The sequence below is a fragment of the Streptomyces sp. KPB2 genome, assembly GCF_003950055.1.
Lineage (GTDB): Bacteria > Actinomycetota > Actinomycetes > Streptomycetales > Streptomycetaceae > Streptomyces > Streptomyces salinarius.
Genome location: NZ_CP034353.1, coordinates 4,638,108 through 4,659,212 on the forward strand (window position 1 = coordinate 4,638,108; position 21,105 = coordinate 4,659,212).

Consider the following 21,105-nt stretch of genomic DNA (forward strand, 5'->3'; position numbering starts at 1 on the left):
GCGCGACCAGCCACAACGGACCCGCACTCGTACAGCGACCGAAGGAGCCTCGTGACCACCCTCATCGAATCCGAAGAGCACAAGTCCCTCCGAGAAGCGGTGGCGGCATTCGCCAAAACCCACCCCCACACCCTCAACGCCGAAGACAACAAACGCCTCTGGCAGGAAGCCGCCAAGCTCGGCTACATAGGCGTCAACCTCCCCGAGGCCTACGGAGGCGGCGGCGCCGGCATCACCGAACTCGCCCTCGTCCTCGAAGAGCTGGGCGCCGCCGGAAACCCGCTGCTCATGATGATCGTCTCCCCGGCGATCTGCGGCACCGTCATCGCCCGCTTCGGCACCGAGGAGCAAAAACGCGACTGGCTGCCGTCCCTCGCCGACGGCACCCGCCTCATGGCCTTCGGCATCACCGAACCCGACGCCGGCTCCAACAGCCACCGCATCACCACCACCGCCCGCCGCGACGCGGCCACCGGGGACTGGATCCTCACCGGACGCAAGGTCTTCGTCTCCGGCGTCGACATCGCCGACGCCACCCTCATCGTCGGCCGCACCGAGGACGCCCGCACCGGCAAGCTCAAGCCCTGCCTGTTCATCGTCCCGCGCGACGCCCCCGGCTTCGAGCGCCGCCCCATCGACATGGAACTCAACGCCGTGGAGCGGCAGTTCGAGCTGACCCTCGACGACGTCCGGCTGCCCGCCGACGCCCTGGTCGGCGACGAGGACGCGGGCCTCCTCCAGCTCTTCGCCGGCCTCAACCCCGAGCGCGTCATGACCGCCGCCTTCGGAATCGGCATGGGCCGCTACGCCCTCTCCCGCGCCCTCGACTACGCCCGCGAGCGCACCGTCTGGAAGACCCCCATCGGTGCCCACCAGGCGATCGCCCACCCCCTCGCCCAGGCGCACATCGAGCTGGAACTCGCCCGCCTGATGATGCAGAAGGCCGCCCACCTGTACGACGCGGGCGACGACATCGGCGCCGGTGAGGCCGCCAACATGGCGAAGTACGCGGCCGGGGAGGCCTGCGTGAAGGCCGTCGACCAGGCCGTGCACACCCTCGGCGGCAACGGCCTCACCCGCGAATACGGGCTCGGCCGGCTCGTCACGGCCTCGCGCGTGGCGCGTATCGCACCCGTCAGCCGGGAGATGATCCTCAACTACGTCTCCCACCAGACCCTGGGCCTGCCCAAGTCGTACTAGGCCGTATCCAGCCCGTGTTGGAGGAACCGTGTTCCGCAGCGAGTACGCAGACGTCCCGCCCGTCGACCTGCCCATCCACGACGCCGTGCTCGGCGGGGCCGCCGCCTTCGGGGACGCCCCGGCGCTGATCGACGGCACCGACGGCACCACCCTCACCTACGAGCAGGTGGACCGGTTCCACCGGCGCGTCGCCGCCGCCCTCGCCGAGGCCGGCGTGCGCAAGGGCGACGTCCTCGCCCTGCACAGCCCCAACACCGTCGCCTTCCCCCTGGCCTTCTACGCCGCCACCCGCGCGGGCGCCTCCGTCACCACCGTGCACCCGCTCGCCACCGCCGAGGAGTTCGCCAAGCAGCTGAGGGACTGCGCCGCCCGCTGGATCGTCACCGTCTCACCGCTCCTGGACACCGCCCGCCGCGCCGCCGAACTCGCGGGCGGCGTCCAGGAGATCCTGGTCTGCGACAGCGCGCCCGGCCACCGCTCGCTCGTCGACATGCTGGCCTCGACGGCGCCCGAACCCTCCGTCGCGATCGACCCGGCCGAGGACGTCGCCGCCCTGCCGTACTCCTCCGGCACCACCGGCACCCCCAAGGGCGTCATGCTCACCCACCGGCAGATCGCCACCAACCTCGCCCAGCTCGAACCCCTCATGCCCGCCGCACCCGGCGACCGCGTCCTCGCCGTCCTGCCGTTCTTCCACATCTACGGCCTCACCGCCCTGATGAACGCCCCGCTCAGGCTCGGCGCCACCGTCGTCGTCCTGCCCCGCTTCGACCTGGAGCAGTTCCTCGCCGCCATCCAGAACCACCGCATCACCAGCCTGTACGTCGCCCCGCCGATCGTCCTGGCGCTCGCCAAGCACCCCCTGGTCGCCGACTACGACCTGTCCTCGCTGAAGTACATCGTCAGCGCCGCCGCCCCGCTGGACGCACGCCTCGCCGCCGCCTGCTCCCGGCGGCTCGGCCTGCCGCCCGTCGGCCAGGCCTACGGCATGACGGAACTGTCCCCGGGCACCCACGTCGTCCCCCTGGACGCCATGACCGACGCGCCGCCCGGCACCGTCGGCAAGCTCATCGCGGGCACCGAGATGCGGATCGTCTCCCTCACCGAGCCCGGAAAGGACCTGCCCGCCGACGAGTCCGGGGAGATCCTCATCCGCGGGCCCCAGATCATGAAGGGCTACCTCGGCCGCCCCGACGCCACCGCCGCCATGATCGACGAGGAGGGCTGGCTGCACACCGGCGACGTCGGCCACGTCGACACCGACGGCTGGCTGTTCGTCGTCGACCGCGTCAAGGAGCTGATCAAGTACAAGGGCTTCCAGGTGGCCCCCGCCGAACTGGAGGCCCTCCTGCTCACCCACCCCGGCATCGCCGACGCGGCCGTCGTCGGCGAGTACAACGACGACGGCAACGAAGTACCGCACGCCTTCGTCGTACGCCAGCCGGCCGCACCCGACCTCGCGGAGGGCGAGATCATGATGTACGTCGCCGAACGCGTCGCCCCTTACAAACGCGTCCGCAAGGTCACCCTCGTCGACGCCGTGCCCCGGGCGGCCAGCGGCAAGATCCTCCGCCGGGAACTGCGGGGACGCGCATGAGTCTCGTCGCCCGCGCCCGGGACCGGGGGATCGAAACCCTCACCCTCGACTCCCCGCACAACCGCAACGCCCTCTCCGCCGCCCTCGTCGGCGACCTGACCGAGGCCCTCACCGACGCGGGCCGGGACCCCGCCGTCCGCGCCGTCGTCCTCACCCACACCGGCACCACCTTCAGCGCCGGCGCCGACCTGCGCGACCCGCCCGACCCCGACGCCCTGGTCGGCCTCCTCCGGCGGATCATCGAGGTGCCGAAGCCGGTGATCGCCCGCATCGCCGGGCACGTCCGCGCGGGCGGGCTCGGGCTGGTCGGCGCCTGCGACATCGCGGCGGCGTCCACCGAGTCGACCTTCGCTTTCACCGAGGTCCGCATCGGCGTGGCACCCGCCGTCATCTCCCTGACCCTGCTGCCCCGCACCGACCCCCGCGCCCTCGCCCGCCACTACCTCACCGGCGAACGCTTCGACGCCGCCGAGGCCGCCCGCACCGGCCTGGTCACGGCGGCCGGCGACGACGTGGACGCCGTACTCGAACCCGTCCTCGACGGTGTGCGCCGTGCCTCACCGCAGGGCCTGGCCGAGACGAAACGGCTGCTCACGGCTAGGGTGCTGGAGGCCTTCGACCGGGACGCGGCCGACCTGACCGCGCTCTCGGCCCGGCTGTTCGCCTCCCCGCAGGCCCGCGAGGGGATGACGGCCTTCCTCGAACGACGGGATCCGGAATGGGTGGTGTGAGCGGCGCCGCGGGCGCGGCCGAGCGTGCGGAGCGCGTGCCCAAGCAGGACCGCAGCCGGGCCACCCGGCAGCGGCTCCTGGAAGCCGCCGTGGCCTGCCTCGCCGCACGCGGCTGGGCCGGCTCCACCGTCTCCGTCGTCGCCGAACACGCCGGCGTCTCCCGCGGCGCCGCCCAGCACCACTTCCCGACCCGCGAGGACCTCTTCACGGCCGCCGTCGAGTACGTCGCCGAGGAACGCTCCGTCGCCCTGCGCGCCCTGTTCCCCGAGGGTGCCGGCGCCGACGACCGGCGTGCGGTGGTCGCCGCCCTCGTCGACCTCTACACCGGCCCGCTCTTCCGCGCCGCCCTGCACCTGTGGGTGGCCGCCTCCAACGAGGAGCAACTGCGCGAGAGAGTCACCGAACTGGAGGCCCGCGTCGGCCGCGAGACCCACCGCATCGCCGTCGACCTCCTCGACGCCGACGAAACCCGCCCCGGCGCCCGCGAAACCGTCCAGGGCCTTCTCGACATGGCCCGCGGCCTGGGCCTGGCCAACCTCCTCACCGACGACGCGGCACGGCGGGAACGGGTGGTCGAGCAGTGGGCCCGGCTGCTGGACGCGGCGCTTGCGCAGTGACCGGCGTCCGGCACCGGGGCGCTGTCAGTGCCCGGCGCTACCGTCCCGGCCATGGGTGACTACTTCCAGACGATCGTCGACCTCGACGCCGGCGAGGCGGAGGCCGAAGAACTCGCCGAGCGCGCGGTCGCGTGGCTGGTGAGCGAGGGCATCGTCCTCGCCGACCGCGAGGTCTGCGTCCTCGGGCAGCCCCTCGGGCACCCGCCCGGACCCCACTGGAACCGGGCGGTGGCCGACGACGACCCCGACGGGGAACCGTTCGACGGGCTCGCCGTGCACACCGGACCCACCGTCTTCGACAGCGGCCAGGACGAACCCGAGGCCGTCACCTGCCCCCGCTGCCGGACCACCACGGACCTGTCGGACGAGGGCGAGGGGGATCTGTCGGACGAGGACGAAGACGAGGGAGAGGGCGCCTGGCCCCGCTTCTCAGCGGCGATCACCGCCTGGCAGGACACCGGGCACGCCGACGTGACCTGTCCCGCCTGCGCCCGCGACGTCCCCCTGAGCGAGTGGCTCTGGACCGACGACCGGCTGGCGGTCGGCCGCCTCGGCCTGGAGTTCTGGAACTGGCCCGAACTCGGCGACGACTTCCGGGCCCGTCTGGCCGCCGTCCTCGACGGCCACCGCACGGCGTACCTCTGGGGCAAGCTGTAGGCCCGGCGCCCGGACCCGTCACGGACTCAGCCGCTCCACCCGCCAGCTCCCGCCGCCCTCCGCCACGTACCGCAGCCGGTCGTGCAGCCGGTTCTCCCGGCCCTGCCAGAACTCCACCGCCTGAGGCACCACCCGGAACCCGCCCCAGTGCGGCGGCACCGGCACCTGCTCGCCCTCCGGATAGCGCGCCGCCAGCTCGGCGTACGCACCGTCCAGGGCACGGCGGTCCGCCACCACCGACGACTGGACGCTCGCCCACGCACCCAGCTGGGAGCCGTGCGGCCGGGTCCGGAAGTACGCGGCGGTCTCGTCCCGCCCGGTGCGCCGCGCCATGCCCGTGACCACGACCTGCCGGGCCATCGGATGCCACGGGAACAGCAGCGAGACGTACGGGTTCGCGTCCAGCTCACGTCCCTTGCGGGAGTCGTAGTTGGTGTAGAAGACGAACCCCTGCGCGTCGAAGTGCTTCAGCAGCACCGTGCGGGAGCTGGGCCGCCCCTCGGTGTCCGCCGTGGAGACCACCATGGCGTTCGGCTCGAACAGCCCGCCGTCCGTCGCCGCCTGCTTGAACCAGCGCGCGAACTGCTCGACGGGCGTCGCCGCCAGCTCGGTCTCGGACAGTCCCTCGGCCCGGTACTGCTTGCGCATCGAGGCGAGATCGAAGGGGACTGCGGCGGCGGGGACGGCGGAATCGGCTTCGCGATCGGTCACGCCGCCCATCCTGCCGCATCCGCTCCACCACCCGGCCGGGGTGGCACCCAGTGCCGCACCCACTCCCCAAACGTGACACCCGGGGATATGGTTCTTGGTCCCGCTCCGGCCGGATGACCGACGGCCGTACGGGGCATCACAGGGGTGACCGCCGGGACCGCGAGTCGACGCACGACCGTGGATCCATGGAGGCGCCGCACCGTCTCCGCCCAGGTCGCCGTACACCACTGATCACGAGGAGCCGCCTGATGTCCGACTTCGTACCCGGGCTAGAGGGAGTCGTCGCGTTCGAGACGGAGATCGCCGAACCCGACAAGGAGGGCGGCGCCCTGCGCTACCGCGGCGTCGACATCGAGGACCTGGTCGGGCACGTCTCCTTCGGCAACGTCTGGGGCCTGCTCGTCGACGGGGCCTTCAACCCCGGCCTGCCGCCCGCCGAGCCCTTCCCCATCCCCGTGCACTCCGGCGACATCAGGGTCGACGTCCAGTCCGCCCTCGCCATGCTCGCCCCCGCCTGGGGCCTCAAACCCCTCCTGGACATCGACGCCGGCCAGGCCCGCGACGACCTCGCCCGCGCCGCCGTCATGGCCCTGTCCTACGTCGCCCAGTCGGCGCGCGGCCAGAGCCTGCCCATGGTCCCGCAGCGCGAGATCGACAAGGCCGAGTCCATCGTCGAACGCTTCATGATCCGCTGGCGCGGCGAGCCCGACCCCAAGCACGTCGCCGCCGTCGACGCCTACTGGACCTCCGCCGCCGAGCACGGCATGAACGCCTCCACCTTCACCGCCCGCGTCATCGCCTCCACCGGCGCCGACGTCGCCGCCGCCCTCTCCGGGGCCGTGGGCGCCATGTCCGGCCCGCTGCACGGCGGCGCCCCCTCGCGCGTCCTGCACATGATCGAGGAGATCGAGCGCACCGGCGACGCCGAGGCCTACGTCAAGAAGACCCTCGACGCGGGCGAACGCCTCATGGGCTTCGGCCACCGGGTCTACCGCGCCGAGGACCCGCGCGCCCGCGTCCTGCGCCGCACCGCCCGCGAACTGGGCGCCCCGCGCTACGAGGTCGCCGAGGCCCTGGAGAAGGCCGCCCTCGCCGAGCTGCACGCGCGCCGCCCCGACCGGGTGCTGGCCACCAACGTCGAGTTCTGGGCCGCCATCATGCTGGACTTCGCTCAGGTCCCGGCGCCCATGTTCACCTCGATGTTCACCTGCGCCCGCACCGCCGGCTGGTCCGCCCACATCCTGGAGCAGAAGCGCACCGGCCGCCTGGTCCGCCCCTCCGCCCGCTACGTCGGCCCGGGCACCCGCGACCCGCGCGAGATCGAGGGCTACGCCGACATCGCGGGCTGAGGTCGGGGCCCCTGAACGCAGGCGACCCGCGAGTCTGGTTCCTCCGTGGAGGAGCCGGCCGGACGTACCGGCGACTCGCGGGTCGGGTGACTGCTTGGGATTGGGCCGGCTGCACGCGTCTGTCACGCGCTGGTCCGGCGCCGCACTCCGTGTGGTGCCGGGCCGCTAGCCCGCAGCCACCTCACGCGTCCGGTTGTCATACATCTGCCGAACCACCTCCCTTCTCGTGTACGGCCCACCTTAAGAACCGGTCGGCCGCCGATCAATCGAATTTCCGGGTCGATTCGTTGTCGATCTCCCATGGACGCGTCTTCGCTGGTCACCTACGGTTTCGCCCATGACGGAACGCCAGGGGGACCCGCCGGTCAGGCGGGCGATAGTCAGCGGGTCGACCTTCGAGGAGCGGATCGGGTACGCCCGGGCCGTCGTCGACGGGGACCGGGTGCACGTGTCGGGGACGACGGGGTTCGACTACACGTCGATGACGATCTCCGAGGACGTGGTGGAGCAGGCCGAGCAGTGCCTGCGGAACGTCGGGGCCGCGCTGGCCGAGGCGGGCTGCACGTTCGCGGACGTGGTGCGGGTGCGGTACCTGCTGCCCGCGCGGGAGGACTTCGAGCCGTGCTGGCCCGTGCTGCGGCGGGCGTTCGGCCGGGTGCGGCCGGCCGCGACGATGATGGTCTGCGGGCTCGCGGACGAGCGGATGCGCATCGAGATCGAGGTGGACGCGCGGCGGGGGACGGTCACGGCCGGCCCCGCGGCGGCGCTGCGGATCGAGCCGGTGGACGGGGACGCCATGGTGGAGGAGTGGCGGCACGTGCACAACGTGATCGTGCCGCCGGCCGCCATGACCCTCGACGAGGCGCGGGAACGCGTCGGACGCAACCGCCTGGCCAACGCCTACCTCGGGGACGTCCTCGTCGGCTGCTCCACCGTGCGGCCGCCCGGCGGCGAGGAGCGGGTGGCGACCGTGATCGCGCGCGTGCTGCCGGCCTACCGGGGCCGCGGGATCGGTACGGCGCTCTACGAGGAAGGGCTGGCGCACGCGCGCGTGCTGGGCGCCGGGGCGGTGGAGACCGTGGTGCTGGCGGCCAACGGCGACGGACTGCGGTTCGCCGGAGCGCGCGGGTTCGTGGAGAAGGAGCGGTACGTGCTCGACGGCGAGCACGACGAATGGGTCGATCTGACGCTCTCCGCCGGTCCCGAATGACTTCCGCCATGCCCCTTCATGACGGGGGCGTATGCCGAGTTTCCGCAGTACAACGATTTCCGCGAAGTTGCGGGAACTCGGTGTGTGTTGCATCACGTTCGAGTTGAATGAAGGCCAGTGAGTGAACCGACGTACCGTACGGCGGACGCAGCCTGCAGGGGGTCCAGGTGAGTGCTTCCCGGCGTAGTGGGACCACCGACGAGCTGGGGCCGGACGAGCCGGAGCAGCCCGAGCGGGACGGCGCGGACCTGTTGGCCGCGCTCCTCGACGGCATGGACGCGGCCCTGTGCGCCTTCGACGCGGACGGGGTCGTGACCCACTGGAACCGCGAGGCGGAGCGGATCCTCGGCTGGAGCGCGGCCGAGGCCGTGGGACGGCAGGGCTTCGCCGGGTGGGCCGTGCGCAGCGCGGACGCCGGCGAGGTGGAGGACCGGCTGCTGTCCGCGATGCGGGCGCCGGGGCGCCAGGTGCACGAGTTCGCGCTGCTGACGAAGGACGGCGGCCGGGTGCTGGTGCGCACCCAGTCGGCGGCGGTCCGCGGTCCCGACGGGAAGCCGGCGGGGGTGTACTGCGCGTTCAGCGAGGTGCACGCGCAGATCGACCTGGAGCGCTCCATCGCGCTGAGCGAGGCCCTGCTGGAGGACGCGAGCTGGGGTGTCGTCCTGGTGGACGCGGACCTGCGGCCCGCCGTGGTCAACGCGCACGCGGCGCGTGCCCTGGGGGCGGGGCGCACGTCCGTGCTGGGGCGGCCGCTCGGTGATCTGCTCGCCCAGGGCGTCGAGGAGCTGGAGAACGCGCTGACGCACGTCCTCGCCGAGGGCGCGCCGCCCGCGCCGGCCGAGGTGTGGGTGAGCCTGCGCACGCCCGAGGGCGAGCGGCGCCGGTGCTGGCGCAGCGGGTTCGTGCGGCTGGCCTCGCCGCTCGCGGAGGAGCCGGTGCCGCTGGGCGTCGGCTGGCTGTTCCAGGACGTGACCGAGTCGAAGCAGGGTGAGCAGGAGGCGGCGCTGCTGCGCTTCCGGGCCAACCAGCTGCACCGGGCGGCGCGTGCCGCGGCCGAGTGCGAGGACCCGGCGGAGGCCGCGATCGTCCACCTGGACTTCGCGCTGGCCGGGTTCGCCGACCACGCGCTGATCGACCGGGTCGTGAGCGGCGCGGCGTCGGACACCGACACGGCGGAGCCGGTACGGCTGGTGCGGGTCGCGGCCACGCCGTCCGGCGCGCCGGGGCCCAGCGTGCCGTCCGGGACGGCCGGGATGCCGGTGCGCTACGGCGAGGGGCACCCCGCCGTGCAGTGCGTGGAGCGCACGGGCTCGGTGCGGGCCAGCGCCGGAGTGCGCACGGTGCCCGAAGAACAGGTGCGGCGGTGGGCGGCGGCCCGGCAGTGGCCGGCGGACACGGTGCACGGCCTGTGCGCGGTGCTGCGCAGCCGGGGCCGGACCCTCGGCGTCGTCACGTTCCTGCGGGGCGCGGGACGCACCGCCTTCGAGCGCCAGGACGCCATGTACGCCGAGGACGTGGCGGTCCGGATCGCCGCGGCCCTGGATCTCGCGGGCGCGGTGGAGGAGCGCCCGTAGCTGGGTGCGGTGGAGGAGCGCCCGTAGCCGGGTGCGCGACCGCGCCCGCTCACCGTCGGTGGCCGCGCCCGCTCACCGCCGGTAGAAGATCCGGTCCCCGTACTGGTCCAGCACGCGGCCGTTCCACTCGTGGCCGCCGTCCACGTTGCCCGAGCGCAGCAGCGGGGGTTCGATGCCGCGGTCGGCGAGGGTGGCGGCGGCCGTGGCCGTCATGGCCTGCATGAGGGCGCTGGTGACGACCGTGGAGGCGGGGGCGAAGGGCGCCGGGACGGTGTCCAGGGTGAGTTCCGCGTCGCCGACGGCGATCTTGGAGTCCAGCACGATGTCGCAGTGGTCCTTGAGGAAGGTGCCGGAGGTGTGCCGCGACGTCGTCTCGGAGGCGTACGCCACCGAGGTCACGCCGATGACCCGGACGCCGAGGGCGCGGGCGTTCATCGCCATCTCCACGGGCAGGGCGTTGCGCCCGGACAGGGAGATGATCACCAGGGCGTCGCCCTCGCGGAGCGGTGAGGAGTCCAGGACGGCGCTCGCGAGGCCGTCGACGCGTTCCAGGGCGGAGCCGAGCGTGGCCGGCATGACGTCCACGCCGACGACGCCGGGCACGGTGAGCAGGTTCATCAGGGCGAGTCCGCCGGCGCGGTAGACGACGTCCTGGGCGGCGAGGGAGGAGTGGCCGGCGCCGAAGGCGAAGAGCCGGCCGCCGCTCTGCACGGTGTCGGCGAGCAGTGTGCCGGCCGCCTCGATGCTGTCCGCCTCCTCGTCGCGGACGCGTCGCAGGAGGTCGATCGCCGCGTCGATGAACTGGCTGGCCGGCTTGCGGTCGCTCATGCGGGACCCCTTCGGTGTGGCTGCGTCGCGGATCACGGTGCGGTCTGGACCAGTGCGGTGTCAATACGGCGTCAACCCGGCGGGGGCGGGGGTGAGCGGGCGCGAGCGGGTGCGGTCCGGGCCCGGCTTTTCGCGGCGGGGCACGGTTGTCGGTGGTATGCGTCAGAATTGGTGGCAGGGCCAGCGCACGCGCCGGTGGGCCGCAGCCTCCGGCAATCTCATCGAGGGGCACGTATGTCCGGACTGATCGACACCACGGAGATGTACCTCCGCACCATCCTGGAGCTGGAGGAGGAAGGTGTGGTCCCGATGCGCGCCCGGATCGCCGAGCGGCTCGACCAGAGCGGCCCGACGGTCAGCCAGACGGTGGCGCGGATGGAGCGCGACGGCCTGGTGTCCGTGGCGGCGGACCGGCATCTGGAGCTGACCGACGAGGGCCGCCGGCTGGCGACGCGCGTGATGCGCAAGCACCGGCTCGCGGAGTGCCTGCTCGTCGACGTGATCGGCCTGGAGTGGGAGCAGGTGCACGCCGAGGCCTGCCGCTGGGAGCACGTGATGAGCGAGGCCGTCGAGCGCCGGGTGCTGGAGCTGTTGCGGCACCCGACCGAGTCGCCGTACGGCAACCCGATCCCGGGCCTGGAGGAGCTGGGCGAGACGGACGGCGCCGACCCGTTCCTGGACGAGGGCATGGTCTCCCTGGCCGACCTCGACCCGGGGGCCGAGGGCAAGACGGTCGTCGTGCGCCGTATCGGCGAGCCGATCCAGACGGACGCGCAGCTGATGTACACGCTGCGCCGGGCCGGGGTGCAGCCGGGCTCGGTGGTGAGCGTGACCGAGTCGGCGGGCGGGGTGCTGGTGGGCAGCGGCGGTGAGGCCGCCGAGCTGGAGGCGGACACCGCCTCCCACGTGTTCGTCGCCAAGCGCTGACCGCACGGCGGCGGACCCCGGTGCGCCGAATCGCAGCGGCCGGGCGTATCCCGTGCGAGGCTGGGGCATGAGGCATCGGACGTGAGGGTCTCTTGGCCGCGTGGCTGACAGCGATGTCGCCCGGGCCGGAGAGGGGGAGGGGCGTTGCCGGAGAGACGGAGAGGGCCCCGGCGCCGTGTGGCGCCGGGGCCTGTCCTCCCCTGTGCTGACCTGGAGCCCCGAGCTCTCAAGGTCAATCCCCTCGGACCGTTTTCCCCGAGCGGTCCGCCTCCCGTTGAAGATCTCCCCGCGGCGGCGGCGATCAATCCCTGACCGGTGTCACTCGAATGAGGGGTGTTGCTCGGCGGGACGGCTCTTTCGAATGGGTATTCGATAATCTCGGTACTCTGCACGGCAGGCAGGACACGGTTCACGGTTCACAGGACCGGCCGGCTCGTGAGGCGGGCGGGTTCGAGCGGAGCTTGGGGGTGCCAGGACCTATGGCGCGGCGCATCGACGTGACCGGCGCGGGCGGCGTACGCCTCGCCGCCTGGGAGTTCGGCGACCCTCCCAAGACCGACCGGACGCACGACACACAGGACGCGCACGACCCGCACGGCACGGGGGACACGCACGGCACGGGGGACACGCACGACGCGTCCGGCCTCGCGTCCGCCGCCCCCGCGTCCGGGGCCGGAGGCCTGCCCGGCGTGCTGTTATTGCACGGACTGATGGGCCGCGCCTCCCACTGGGCCCCCACGGCCCGCTGGCTCTCCGCCCGCCACCGTGCCGTCGCCCTCGACCAGCGCGGCCACGGCCGCAGCGACAAGCCCCCGCAGGCCGCCGCCTACACCCGCGAGGCCTACGTCGGAGACGTCGAGGCGGCCCTGGAACAGCTCGGGCTCGGCCCGGCCGTCCTGATCGGCCACGCCATGGGCGCCCTGACCGCCTGGCAGCTCGCCGCGAAACGCCCCGACCTGGTCCGCGGTCTGATCATCTGCGACATGCGGGCCTCCGCCCTCGGCGCCGCCTCCCAGCACACCTGGACCGAGTGGTTCCGCGCCTGGCCGGTCCCCTTCGCCACGCTCGCCGACGTCCGCAAGTGGTTCGGCGAGGACGACCCCTGGGTGGAGCGCCCGAACCCGGCGCGCGGCGAGTTCTACGCCGAGGTGATGGCCGAGTCCCCGGACGGCTGGCGCCCCGTCTTCGAACCCGAGCAGATGCTGCGCTCCCGGGAGACCTGGGTCTACGACGCCCACTGGGAGGAACTGACCCAGGTCCGCTGCCCCACCCTCGTCGTGCGCGGTCTCGACGGCGAGCTGGGCCGCGCCGAGGCCCAGGAGATGGTCCGCGTCCTGCCGCACGGCCAGTACGCGGAGGTCGCCGACGCCGGCCACCTCGTCCACTACGACCAGCCGGAGGCGTGGCGGGCGGCCATCGAGCCGTTCCTCACCGCCCTCCAGGACGCCTGACCGTCCGCCCACCGCGGAGGGCCGGGGCCCGTCACCCCTTGCTGACCGCCGTGAGGATCTCCGGCAGCCGCTGTGCCGTGCGCGGCGCGGCCAGCCGCAGGCCGGCCAGCGTCAGCGCGGCGCCGTACACCGCGCCGACCGGCAGCAGCAGCCACCCCAGGTCCCCGGCGCCCGCGCTCACGTTCACCCAGATCGTCAGCGCGATCACCGGCGCGCACAGCAGGGCGGCGCCGATCATGCCGCCGAAGATCGAGACCCAGGCCAGCCCCACCTGCCCGGGGGCGACGTTCTTGTAGCCCTCCTGCGGGATGGAGTACGGGAAGCGCGCCGAGGTCCACGCGCCGGTCGCCAGCATCGCGCCGAGCAGCGCGAAGGACAGGCCGAGCGCCTCGGGCAGGGTGCGCCAGTCGTCGAGCATCGCGGTGGTCAGGACCGTGACGAGGGTGGCGTACGGCAGCGTGATCAGCAGCAGCGCCAGCGCACGCCCCCGCAGCTCGACGTAGGCGTCCCGGGTCGAGGAGATGGTCATCGCGACCATCCAGAACGCGGACGTGTCCTGCCCGAACTGGTTGTACATCTGGATGCCGAGCATCCCGGCGGCGAAGCAGGCGAAGTACACCGAGCCGGTGCCCTGCCAGGCGTTGAACACCGGCACGATCAGGCCGATGGCCAGCGACGTCACCCACGCCGCCTTGGTCTTCGGGTCGCGCCACACATAGCGCAGGGTGCGCTCCATGGTGGTGCCGGTACGGCCCGCCGGCAGCCACCGGGCGGGTCCGGCCGAGCCCCGCTCGCGCACCGCCCCGGTGTCGCTCTGGATCGTGGAGCCGTCGGGCGCCGTCATCAGCCGCGTCAGATGCCGCGCCCATACCCGCAGCAGCAGCACCAGCGCCGCCGCGGTCAGCGCCAACCGGGCCACCGCGACGCCGTACGCCCCGTCGCTCGCCGCGTCCATCGCGCCGAACGCCGACGCGGGCGGCACCCAGCGCACCACGTCGGCCACCGGAGCGAGCTGGCCGAGCCCGGAGGATCCGAGCCGCTGCGCGCCGAAGTTGACGAGCTGCGCGCCGATGGCGACGACCAGTCCGCTGAGCACCGCCAGGTCGCGCCCCTTGCGGCTGGTCAGCAGCCGTACGTTGGCGGCGGCGACGGCCCGCGCGAGGGTCACGCACACCAGCAGCGCGAGGACCGCGCCGACGACACCGACGACGTACGCCGCCCCGCCGTGCGCGACCGCGACCACGGAACCGGCGAACACGCACAGCGTGAACAGTGGCCCGATGCCCACCAGCGAGGAGACGAGCAGGGCCCGCACCAGGGGGCCGGGCCGCAACGGCAGCATCACCAGCCGGGTCGGGTCGAGCGTCTCGTCACCGCCGGGGAAGAACAGCGGCATCACCGCCCAGCCCAGGGCGAGTACCGCGGCGAGCAGCACGACCAGCGCGTCCACGTGCGCGTACCCGCGCAGCGCGACCAGGCCGATCAGCTGGAGCGCGGCGAAGAGCAGCACGGCGACGGCCGAGGCGATGTAGGCGGCCCGCCGCCCGCCGGACTGCCGCAGCCCGTTGCGCAGCAGCGACAGCTTCAGCCGTACGAAGACGGAGGTGAGGGAGGGAACGGAACCGCCCGGCGAACCCGACGGAGACGGAACCGGGGCCTCTGGTGCGGTCGGCGCGCTCATCGGGACCCGCCGCCCAGCCAGTCCAGGTCGGATCCGGCGTCCCGCCCGCCCGCGCCGACGAGTTCGAGGAACGCCTCCTGCAGCGAGGCCGCCTCGCCGCGCACCTCGGCGAGCGTGCCGGTGGCGCGGATGCGGCCGGCGGCCATGACGGCCACCCAGTCGCACAGCGACTCCACCAGTTCCATGACGTGGGAGGAGAAGACGACGGTGGCGCCGGAGGCGGTGTAGCGCTCCAGCACGCCCCGGATGGTCTGCGCGGACACGGGGTCGACGCCCTCGAACGGCTCGTCCAGGAACAGCACTTCCGGGTTGTGCAGCAGCGCTGCGGCGAGTCCGATCTTCTTGCGCATGCCGGTCGAGTAGTCGACGACCAGCTTGTGCTGGGCGCCCGCGAGGTCGAGCACGTCGAGCAGTTGCGTGGCCCGCTTGTCGACCTCGTCGCCGGGCAGTCCGCGCAACCGGCCCGTGTAACCGAGCAGTTCCCTGCCCGACAGCCGTTCGAACAGCCGCAGCCCCTCGGGCAGCACCCCGATCCTGGCCTTCACCTCGGCCGGATCACGCCACACGTCGTGCCCGACGACCTCGACCGTCCCCCGGTCCGGCCGCAGCAGCCCGGTCACCATGGAGAGCGTGGTGGTCTTCCCGGCCCCGTTCGGGCCGACGAGCCCGATGAACTTCCCGGCCGGCAACTCCAGATCGACCCCACCCACGGCCACCTGCTGCCCGAACCGCTTCCAGAGCCCTTCAACCCGCACGGCGCTGCTACTCACCACGTCTCCCTCCGTCACCATGAACCCTACGGGGGAGCAACGCCCCTGAAAGGGGCGCGGGGAACTGCGCGATCAACCACGTACGGCCCGCAGCCGCGACAGAGACACCAACCCGGCAGATGAAAAGGCGCCCCCTAACGATCCCGCCCGCACGCATACGCCAACGGCGAGATCACCTCCTCCACATCCGGCAACCACCGATTCACCGCAGTCGGCCGGCAGGCCCACTGCACCGCCCCCGAGGACCCGAACCGCGTCGGCGGCGCCGCCACGTACGCCCCCTCCCCGAGCACGCCCAGATCGAGGACCCGGGGCGCCCAGCCCAACCGCCGCACCAGCTCCGGCACCTTCGCCCCCGCACCCGGAAGAACGAAGAACCGCATCCGCCGGTCCGGCGCCAGCGTCACCGGCCCCAGCGTCAGCTCCATCCGCTGCATCCGGGCCAGCGCCAGGAACCCGGCGGTCTCGGGGACGTCGATCGCGTCGAACGTCCGCCCCGTGGGCAGCAGGATCGACGCCGTCTGCTGCTTCTGCCACATCCGCCGGGCGACGGTCGCGCTGCCCGTCGCCTGCGCCGCCCAGTCCTCGCGCGCCGGGTGCGCGCCCGGGGCGGCGCACGCCGGGTCGCCACAGGAACAGCGCTGCACCCCGTCGGCGGGCACCAGCCAGGTGCCGGGAAACACGTCCCAGTGACGCTCCTCGGCGTAGCGAACGGCGGTCTCCAGCAGCGACGTGCCGCGCTGCTGCGGGATCTGGGCGGCTTCGGTGCCGGGGATGGTCTCTTCCACGTGGAACTCAACTCCCGGGCTCACCAGGGGTTACGGGGGCGGCGCGCGCGGGGGAGGTGCATCGGCACGGCTTTCGGGGCGCATGGGTGCACAGGTGGGGGCGCGCAGGAGGATTCGGCGCGGGAGCTGGGTAGCCAGCACTGGGGCCGGCACCGGCCGTTACCCCGGCAATCCGCGTAAGTACCGCAAGCTTCGCAAGTCTCGCATTGTCGGCACTTCGACTGGGCATTGATCTTCATGGCCGGATCCGTCCCGTTTCCTCCGACGATCCGCCGGGACAGCATCGAGACCGCATGAGACCGCATGGGGGTTACGCCATGGCCGCAAGGCCGCTCGTCGCGCGGCAGCCGAACGAACGACTGCAGGCGCTCATTCAGGAAGCGGGCTGCTCGAACGCGGGCCTCGCCCGCCGGGTCAACGTGTGCGGGGTCGAGCACGGTCTCGACCTGCGGTACGACAAGACCTCCGTGGCCCGCTGGCTGCGCGGTCAGCAACCGCGGGGCCGGGCACCGGCGATCATCGCCGAGGCGCTCGGACGCAAGCTCGGCCGTACGGTCACGATCGACGAGATCGGCATGGCCAACGGCAAGAACCTCGCGTCCGGCGTCGGCCTCCAGTTCTCGCCGACGGTACTGGGGGCCATCGAGCAGGTCTGCGAGCTGTGGCGCAGCGACGTGGGGCGCCGGGACTTCCTGTCCGGGTCCTCCGTCGCCGCCTCGGCGCTCGTCGAGCCCAGCCGGGACTGGCTGATCTCCGCCCCCGACCCGCAGGTGTCGCGTTCGGCGGGGCCGCGGGTGGGCCAGTCCGACGTGGCGGCGGTGCGCGCGATGACGCAGGCCCTGACGGACCTGGACCACCAGTACGGCAGCGGGCACGTGCGCCCGGTCCTCGTGCACTACCTGAACAGCGTCGTCTCCGGGCTGCTGGCCGGTTCCTACCGGGAGGCGGTCGGGCGGGAGTTGTTCGCCACCGTCGCCCGGCTGACCGAGCTGGCCGGGTACATGGCCGTCGACACCGGCCAACCCGGGCTCGCGCAGCGGTACTACATCCAGTCGCTGCGGCTGGCGCAGGCGGCCGGGGACCGCGGCTACGGCGGGTACGTGCTGGCCGCCTCCATGAGCCATCTCGCCGCGCAGCTCGGGAACCCGCGCGAGATCGCCCAGTTGGCGCGGGCGGCGCAGGAGGGCGCACGCGGGCGGGTCACGCCGCGCGCGGAGTCGATGTTCCACGCTGCCGAGGCCCGCGGCCACGCGCTTCTCGGCGACGTACGGGCGGCCCACGAGGCGGCCGGGCGGGCGGTCGGCGCGATGGAGTCGGCCGATCCGGCCTCCGGCGACGACCCGGTGTGGATCGCGCACTTCGACGACGCCTACCTGGCCGACGAGTTGGCGCACTGCCACCGGGACCTCGGCCAGGCGGACGCGGCCGCCCGCTACGCCCGGCAGTCCCTGGACGGGCACCCCGCGTCACGCGCGCGCAGGAGGGCCATCGGCCATGTGCTGTTGGCCACGGCACAGGTCCAGCAGCGCGAGATCGAACAGGCCTGCAACACGGCGACGAAGGCGGTGGAACTCCTGGAGACGCTGCGTTCGAACCGGGGCGCCGAGTACCTGGACGACTTCCAGGCCCGGCTGGAGCCGTACCGGGAAGAAGCCGTGGTCAGGGAGTTCGGAGCCCGGCTCGACCTGCAGGCCGCCGCGTGAGCGGACGGGGCGCCGATGAGTGAACGGGCGTGACACCGCGCCGTGGTGAGCGGAAAGGGACATCAACAGCGTGATGGGGCCTGGTTTTGTTACTGCCGTCACAGGGAAGGAGTTGACGCCCCGGGCGGCGTGGCAGTGGGCTCGGGGGACCCGGTAGCGTGAGCCGACGATTCCGAAGGTCCCCCATTCGTAGGAGTCCCGGTGACGCAGAGTGGACAGGGCGAGGAGCCCTCGGCGCGGCAAGCGCACGAAGGCATCGTGCTGCCCTCGGACGGTGGCGAGCCCCTGCTGCCCGGGCTGGCGGACGCCCCCGTCGGCCCGCAGGCCGGCGGTCCGCCCCCTTCGGCGCCGCCCGGCGGCCAGGCCTGGGACCGGCCCTGGGGCCCCGAGCAGCAGCAGACCCCGTCCACCGGCCAGGGCTGGCCCACGCCGCCCGGCGCTCAGCCGTGGGGCGATCCGCAGGCCCCTCCGCCGCCCGCCCCCCAGGCCTGGCCGCCCGCCCAGGGCGACCCGGGCGGACACCCCGCGGCCCTGCCGCCGCAGGCCGGCCCCGGGCCGCTGCCGCCGGAGGGCGCGCCGCCCCCGTCGTACGGGGCGCCGGCGGGTGACCCGTCCTACGGTGCGCAGCCGCCGTACGGGCAGCAGCACCAGCAGCACCCACACCAGCAGCACCAGCAGCATCACGAGCAGCACCAGCAGTACGGCGGGGCGGTCGCGCCGCAGCCGTCCGCGCCCATGTCGTCCGCCGACGAGGGCGCCACGCAGTACATCCCGCCGGTCGGGGCGTCCGCCGACGAGGGCGCCACCCAGTACATACCGCACATACCGCCCGCGGGGCCGGGTGCGCTGCCGCCGGAGAGACCCGTGCAGCCGCACGCCGGCGAGTCGACCCAGTACCTCGGCCAGGCACCGCAGTACCCCGCGCAGCCCGCGGCGTCCGCCGCCGGACCCAACCCGGACGCGGAGGCCACGCAGTTCATCGCGCCCGTGCCCGGCGGCCCCGCCGGTGCTCCGTTCGGCGCCGGACCCGGTGCCGACGAGGGGCGTCAGCCGCCCGCCGAGTTCGACAACCTCTTCCGCGGGGCGCCCGGCGCCGACGGCCCGGCCTCGGCCACCCAGCAGATGCCCCGCTTCGACGAGCCCCAGGCGCAGTACCCCGCCGGCCCGGGCGGCCAGTCCGGGTACGTCCCGCAGGGCCCGGGCGGCGGCGGTGGCACCGGCAGGCGGCGCGGGAACGGTGACGACGGCGGCCGGGGCGGTCGTACCGGCTCGCGGCTGCCGCTCATCGCGGCCGTCGGCGTGGGCATCGCCGTCGTCGGGGTCGGCGCCGGCGCGATGATGGCCGGCGGGGGGAAGGACGAGGACAAGGGCGGCAACCAGCCGGTGTCCGCCACGGCCCCCGCCTCCGAGTCCGCGTCCGCCCCGGCCTCGCCGTCCGCCGACCCGGCCGAGCAGCAGGCCGTCGAGCTGGACAAGCTGCTCGCCGAGAGCGGCACCGGCCGCACCACGGTGATCAACGCCGTGGGTGACGTGAAGACCTGCGACAACCTGTCCCAGGCGGCCAAGGACCTGCGCGAGGCCGCCAAGCAGCGCACCGGGCTGGTGGACAGCCTCGGCAAGCTCTCCGTGGACAAGCTGCCGCAGCACACCGAGCTGACCACCGCGCTCACCAAGGCGTGGCAGGCCTCGGCATCGGCCGACAACCACTACGCGGCCTGGGCCGACCGGACGGCCGGCAAGAAGGGCTGCAAGAAGGGCAAGGCCGCCACCCAGCCGTCGGCGGCCAACCGGGCGAGCGGCACGGCCAGCAAGGAGAAGGCCAAGGCCGCGAAGCTCTGGAACGCCATCGCCAAGAAGTACGGCCTGACCGAGCGCCAGCCGACCCAGTTGTGAGGCGGCGGGCCCGGGCGCGCCGGACGGGCTTCAGACCACGTCCGCGTCCCGCAGGGTTCCGGTGGTGTCCACGGCGCCCTCGCGGGCCGAGGCCAGGCGGCCCTCCCGGACGACCTGGAGGGTGACCTCGGCGTTGACCAGACGCGGGAAGCCGACCGAGGCCAGCTTGTCGGCGAAGGTCCACCGGAGGTCGGGCGTGAGCCCGCCCGTGCCGACCTCCAGACCGTCGTCGAGGGCCCGCCGGACCGTGTCGGCGCTCACCTCGCCGTCGCCGAGCGACTCGACGACCTGCTTGAACACGGTGTACGCGATCCAGGTCGTCTGCACCCCGGCGTCCGCCGCGTCCACGTCGTTGTCGCCGAACGCCTGCTCCTTGATCAGCTCCTTCAGCCCGTCCCAGGCGGGATCGCCCACCGCCGGGTACCAGCCGGTGACGTACGCCCCCTCGTAGGGCCCGGACGCCCCGCCGCTCGCGTTGACCGTCGTCTGGTCGACGCTGCCGAGCACGGTGGCGGTCCGTACGCCGGGGTGGTCCTCGCGGGCGCGCCGGAAGGAGTCCATGAAGGTGCCGGTGCGGTCCCCGAGGACGGGCACCACGCACCCCGGCTCCCCGCCGCCGCCCTCCCGGGCCAGCGCCTGCCCGACCTGGTCGTCGTAGGCCGTGGCGTCCTCCGCCGCCCGCTGGTCGTGGGCCCGCTCGTGCCCGCCCGAGACCAGCCCCGAGTCCAGCAGCGGGGCCAGCTGGTCGCCCGCTATCGTGTCGGGCCGGACCAGCGTGACCGGGCCGCAGGAGTCGGCGAGCGCACGGCCGAGCCCGGCCAGGAGCGCCGGCTGGCCCCCGTTGACCGGGTACGACAGCGGACTGGTGAACTCCGTGTTGGTCAGGCCGTATCCGCCGATGTACGGGATGCGGGCGCCCTCCAGGACGGGGAAGAACGAGTCGGCGTGCTGGCTGTAGGAACCCACCACGGCGACCACGTCCTCCTTGACGGCGCGGCGGGCGCACTTCGCGGCGGTCACGCTGTCGTTGTGGTCGTTGCAGGTCAGGACGCGGAGCTCGCGGCCGCCGAGCCCGCCCTGGGCGTTGACCGAGCGGGCGTAGGCCTGGGCGAGCGCGGGCATCCCGGGCTTGTTGGTCGCGCCGGTGTCCTGCGGCGCCCAGGTCATGACGGTGATCGGGCCGTCGTCCCCGGAGCCCCCCGTGGCACCGGGGACGACCCCGCAGCCGGCGGCGAGTGCCGCGCACGCCACCAGCGCGCCCGCGGTCAGGGCGCCGGTACGGGTGGCCCGGGAGCGGCCGCGGGGGCCGCCGGGGGGAGTGCTGCGGATGGGTCGCCTGCCGGTCATGTGCCCGCACGATTCCGTCACACGGCCAACCCGGGAGTGACCTGCGGTCAACGCGTGGTGACGCACAGGTG

At 73.6% G+C, this 21,105-nt stretch carries 18 protein-coding genes; 12 read left to right on the forward strand and 6 right to left on the reverse strand.

Going from position 1 to position 21,105, the window contains the following annotated elements; all coding sequences use genetic code 11:
* Positions 1-51: 51 nt before the first annotated feature.
* From D1J63_RS20855 to D1J63_RS20875, 5 genes are read left to right on the forward strand one after another with little or no spacing between them, the layout of a single operon-like run.
* The gene (locus D1J63_RS20855; RefSeq protein WP_125630715.1) at positions 52-1,200 is read left to right on the forward strand and encodes an acyl-CoA dehydrogenase family protein; all 1,149 of its coding nucleotides are present in this window, start codon (positions 52-54) and stop codon (positions 1,198-1,200) included.
* Positions 1,201-1,228: 28 nt separating this feature from the next.
* The gene (locus tag D1J63_RS20860) at positions 1,229-2,797 is read left to right on the forward strand and encodes a 4-coumarate--CoA ligase family protein (RefSeq protein WP_125630717.1); all 1,569 of its coding nucleotides are present in this window, start codon (positions 1,229-1,231) and stop codon (positions 2,795-2,797) included.
* On the forward strand, positions 2,794-3,528 hold the full coding sequence (locus D1J63_RS20865; protein WP_125630719.1) for an enoyl-CoA hydratase family protein: 735 nt from the start codon (positions 2,794-2,796) through the stop codon (positions 3,526-3,528). The genes D1J63_RS20860 and D1J63_RS20865 overlap by 4 nt, the downstream gene beginning before the upstream one ends.
* Positions 3,516-4,145, forward strand: coding sequence for a TetR/AcrR family transcriptional regulator (locus D1J63_RS20870; RefSeq protein ID WP_125630721.1), 630 nt, complete (start codon positions 3,516-3,518; stop codon positions 4,143-4,145). Before D1J63_RS20865 ends, D1J63_RS20870 begins: the two co-directional genes overlap by 13 nt.
* A gap of 51 nt (positions 4,146-4,196) precedes the next feature.
* Positions 4,197-4,802 (forward strand): hypothetical protein, encoded by a 606-nt coding sequence (locus D1J63_RS20875; RefSeq protein ID WP_176154924.1) that lies wholly within the window; start codon positions 4,197-4,199, stop codon positions 4,800-4,802.
* Between the two features lie 18 nt (positions 4,803-4,820).
* Here the strand turns inward: D1J63_RS20875 and pdxH are convergent, their stop codons facing one another.
* Complete coding sequence (gene pdxH / locus D1J63_RS20880) at positions 4,821-5,522, reverse strand: pyridoxamine 5'-phosphate oxidase (protein WP_125635650.1); 702 nt, start codon at positions 5,520-5,522, stop codon at positions 4,821-4,823.
* Between the two features lie 239 nt (positions 5,523-5,761).
* Between pdxH and D1J63_RS20885 the strand changes: the two genes are divergently transcribed.
* From D1J63_RS20885 to D1J63_RS20895, 3 genes are all read left to right on the forward strand, one after another.
* Positions 5,762-6,862 (forward strand): citrate synthase 2, encoded by a 1,101-nt coding sequence (locus D1J63_RS20885; RefSeq protein WP_125630725.1) that lies wholly within the window; start codon positions 5,762-5,764, stop codon positions 6,860-6,862.
* A gap of 337 nt (positions 6,863-7,199) precedes the next feature.
* Entirely contained in the window at positions 7,200-8,072 is an 873-nt protein-coding gene (locus tag D1J63_RS20890; protein WP_125630727.1) for a GNAT family N-acetyltransferase, read from the forward strand.
* Between the two features lie 167 nt (positions 8,073-8,239).
* Complete coding sequence (locus tag D1J63_RS20895; RefSeq protein ID WP_125630730.1) at positions 8,240-9,646, forward strand: PAS domain-containing protein; 1,407 nt, start codon at positions 8,240-8,242, stop codon at positions 9,644-9,646.
* A 72-nt stretch (positions 9,647-9,718) separates the two neighbouring features.
* Here the strand turns inward: D1J63_RS20895 and D1J63_RS20900 are convergent, their stop codons facing one another.
* Positions 9,719-10,474, reverse strand: coding sequence for an SIS domain-containing protein (locus D1J63_RS20900; RefSeq protein ID WP_125630732.1), 756 nt, complete (start codon positions 10,472-10,474; stop codon positions 9,719-9,721).
* A 234-nt stretch (positions 10,475-10,708) separates the two neighbouring features.
* On the opposite strand from D1J63_RS20900, the gene D1J63_RS20905 reads away from it, so the two are divergent.
* On the forward strand, positions 10,709-11,401 hold the full coding sequence (locus D1J63_RS20905; RefSeq protein ID WP_007450686.1) for a metal-dependent transcriptional regulator: 693 nt from the start codon (positions 10,709-10,711) through the stop codon (positions 11,399-11,401).
* Positions 11,402-11,880: 479 nt separating this feature from the next.
* Positions 11,881-12,852, forward strand: a complete 972-nt coding sequence (locus tag D1J63_RS20910; protein WP_125630734.1) for an alpha/beta hydrolase — start codon at positions 11,881-11,883, stop codon at positions 12,850-12,852.
* A 31-nt stretch (positions 12,853-12,883) separates the two neighbouring features.
* Here D1J63_RS20910 and D1J63_RS20915 read toward each other — a convergent pair whose 3' ends face one another.
* From D1J63_RS20915 to D1J63_RS20925, 3 genes are all read right to left on the reverse strand, one after another.
* Positions 12,884-14,533 carry a transporter gene (locus D1J63_RS20915; RefSeq protein ID WP_125630736.1) on the reverse strand — a complete coding sequence of 550 codons (1,650 nt, stop codon included), beginning with the start codon at positions 14,531-14,533 and terminating at the stop codon, positions 12,884-12,886.
* On the reverse strand, positions 14,530-15,321 hold the full coding sequence (locus tag D1J63_RS20920; protein ID WP_125635652.1) for an ABC transporter ATP-binding protein: 792 nt from the start codon (positions 15,319-15,321) through the stop codon (positions 14,530-14,532). The genes D1J63_RS20915 and D1J63_RS20920 overlap by 4 nt, the downstream gene beginning before the upstream one ends.
* A 116-nt stretch (positions 15,322-15,437) precedes the next feature.
* A complete protein-coding gene (locus D1J63_RS20925; protein ID WP_125630738.1) occupies positions 15,438-16,091 on the reverse strand; it encodes a bifunctional DNA primase/polymerase in 654 nt (217 codons plus the stop codon).
* A 317-nt stretch (positions 16,092-16,408) separates the two neighbouring features.
* On the opposite strand from D1J63_RS20925, the gene D1J63_RS20930 reads away from it, so the two are divergent.
* Positions 16,409-17,794, forward strand: a complete 1,386-nt coding sequence (locus D1J63_RS20930; protein ID WP_125630740.1) for a transcriptional regulator — start codon at positions 16,409-16,411, stop codon at positions 17,792-17,794.
* A gap of 201 nt (positions 17,795-17,995) precedes the next feature.
* The gene (locus D1J63_RS20935; protein WP_164712907.1) at positions 17,996-19,687 is read left to right on the forward strand and encodes a hypothetical protein; all 1,692 of its coding nucleotides are present in this window, start codon (positions 17,996-17,998) and stop codon (positions 19,685-19,687) included.
* A gap of 30 nt (positions 19,688-19,717) precedes the next feature.
* Here the strand turns inward: D1J63_RS20935 and D1J63_RS20940 are convergent, their stop codons facing one another.
* Positions 19,718-21,034, reverse strand: a complete 1,317-nt coding sequence (locus D1J63_RS20940; RefSeq protein WP_125630742.1) for an ABC transporter substrate-binding protein — start codon at positions 21,032-21,034, stop codon at positions 19,718-19,720.
* Positions 21,035-21,105 lie beyond the last annotated feature (71 nt).

Coding starts and splice junctions, on each gene's coding strand:
- D1J63_RS20900 (WP_125630732.1), bottom strand. CDS start 10,474: ATGAGCGACCGCAAGCCGGCCAGCCAGTTCATCGACGCGGCGATCGAC.
- D1J63_RS20910 (WP_125630734.1), top strand. CDS start 11,881: ATGGCGCGGCGCATCGACGTGACCGGCGCGGGCGGCGTACGCCTCGCC.
- D1J63_RS20870 (WP_125630721.1), top strand. CDS start 3,516: ATGGGTGGTGTGAGCGGCGCCGCGGGCGCGGCCGAGCGTGCGGAGCGC.
- D1J63_RS20915 (WP_125630736.1), bottom strand. CDS start 14,533: ATGAGCGCGCCGACCGCACCAGAGGCCCCGGTTCCGTCTCCGTCGGGT.
- pdxH (WP_125635650.1), bottom strand. CDS start 5,522: ATGGGCGGCGTGACCGATCGCGAAGCCGATTCCGCCGTCCCCGCCGCC.
- D1J63_RS20865 (WP_125630719.1), top strand. CDS start 2,794: ATGAGTCTCGTCGCCCGCGCCCGGGACCGGGGGATCGAAACCCTCACC.
- D1J63_RS20875 (WP_176154924.1), top strand. CDS start 4,197: ATGGGTGACTACTTCCAGACGATCGTCGACCTCGACGCCGGCGAGGCG.
- D1J63_RS20885 (WP_125630725.1), top strand. CDS start 5,762: ATGTCCGACTTCGTACCCGGGCTAGAGGGAGTCGTCGCGTTCGAGACG.
- D1J63_RS20930 (WP_125630740.1), top strand. CDS start 16,409: ATGGCCGCAAGGCCGCTCGTCGCGCGGCAGCCGAACGAACGACTGCAG.
- D1J63_RS20890 (WP_125630727.1), top strand. CDS start 7,200: ATGACGGAACGCCAGGGGGACCCGCCGGTCAGGCGGGCGATAGTCAGC.
- D1J63_RS20905 (WP_007450686.1), top strand. CDS start 10,709: ATGTCCGGACTGATCGACACCACGGAGATGTACCTCCGCACCATCCTG.
- D1J63_RS20940 (WP_125630742.1), bottom strand. CDS start 21,034: ATGACCGGCAGGCGACCCATCCGCAGCACTCCCCCCGGCGGCCCCCGC.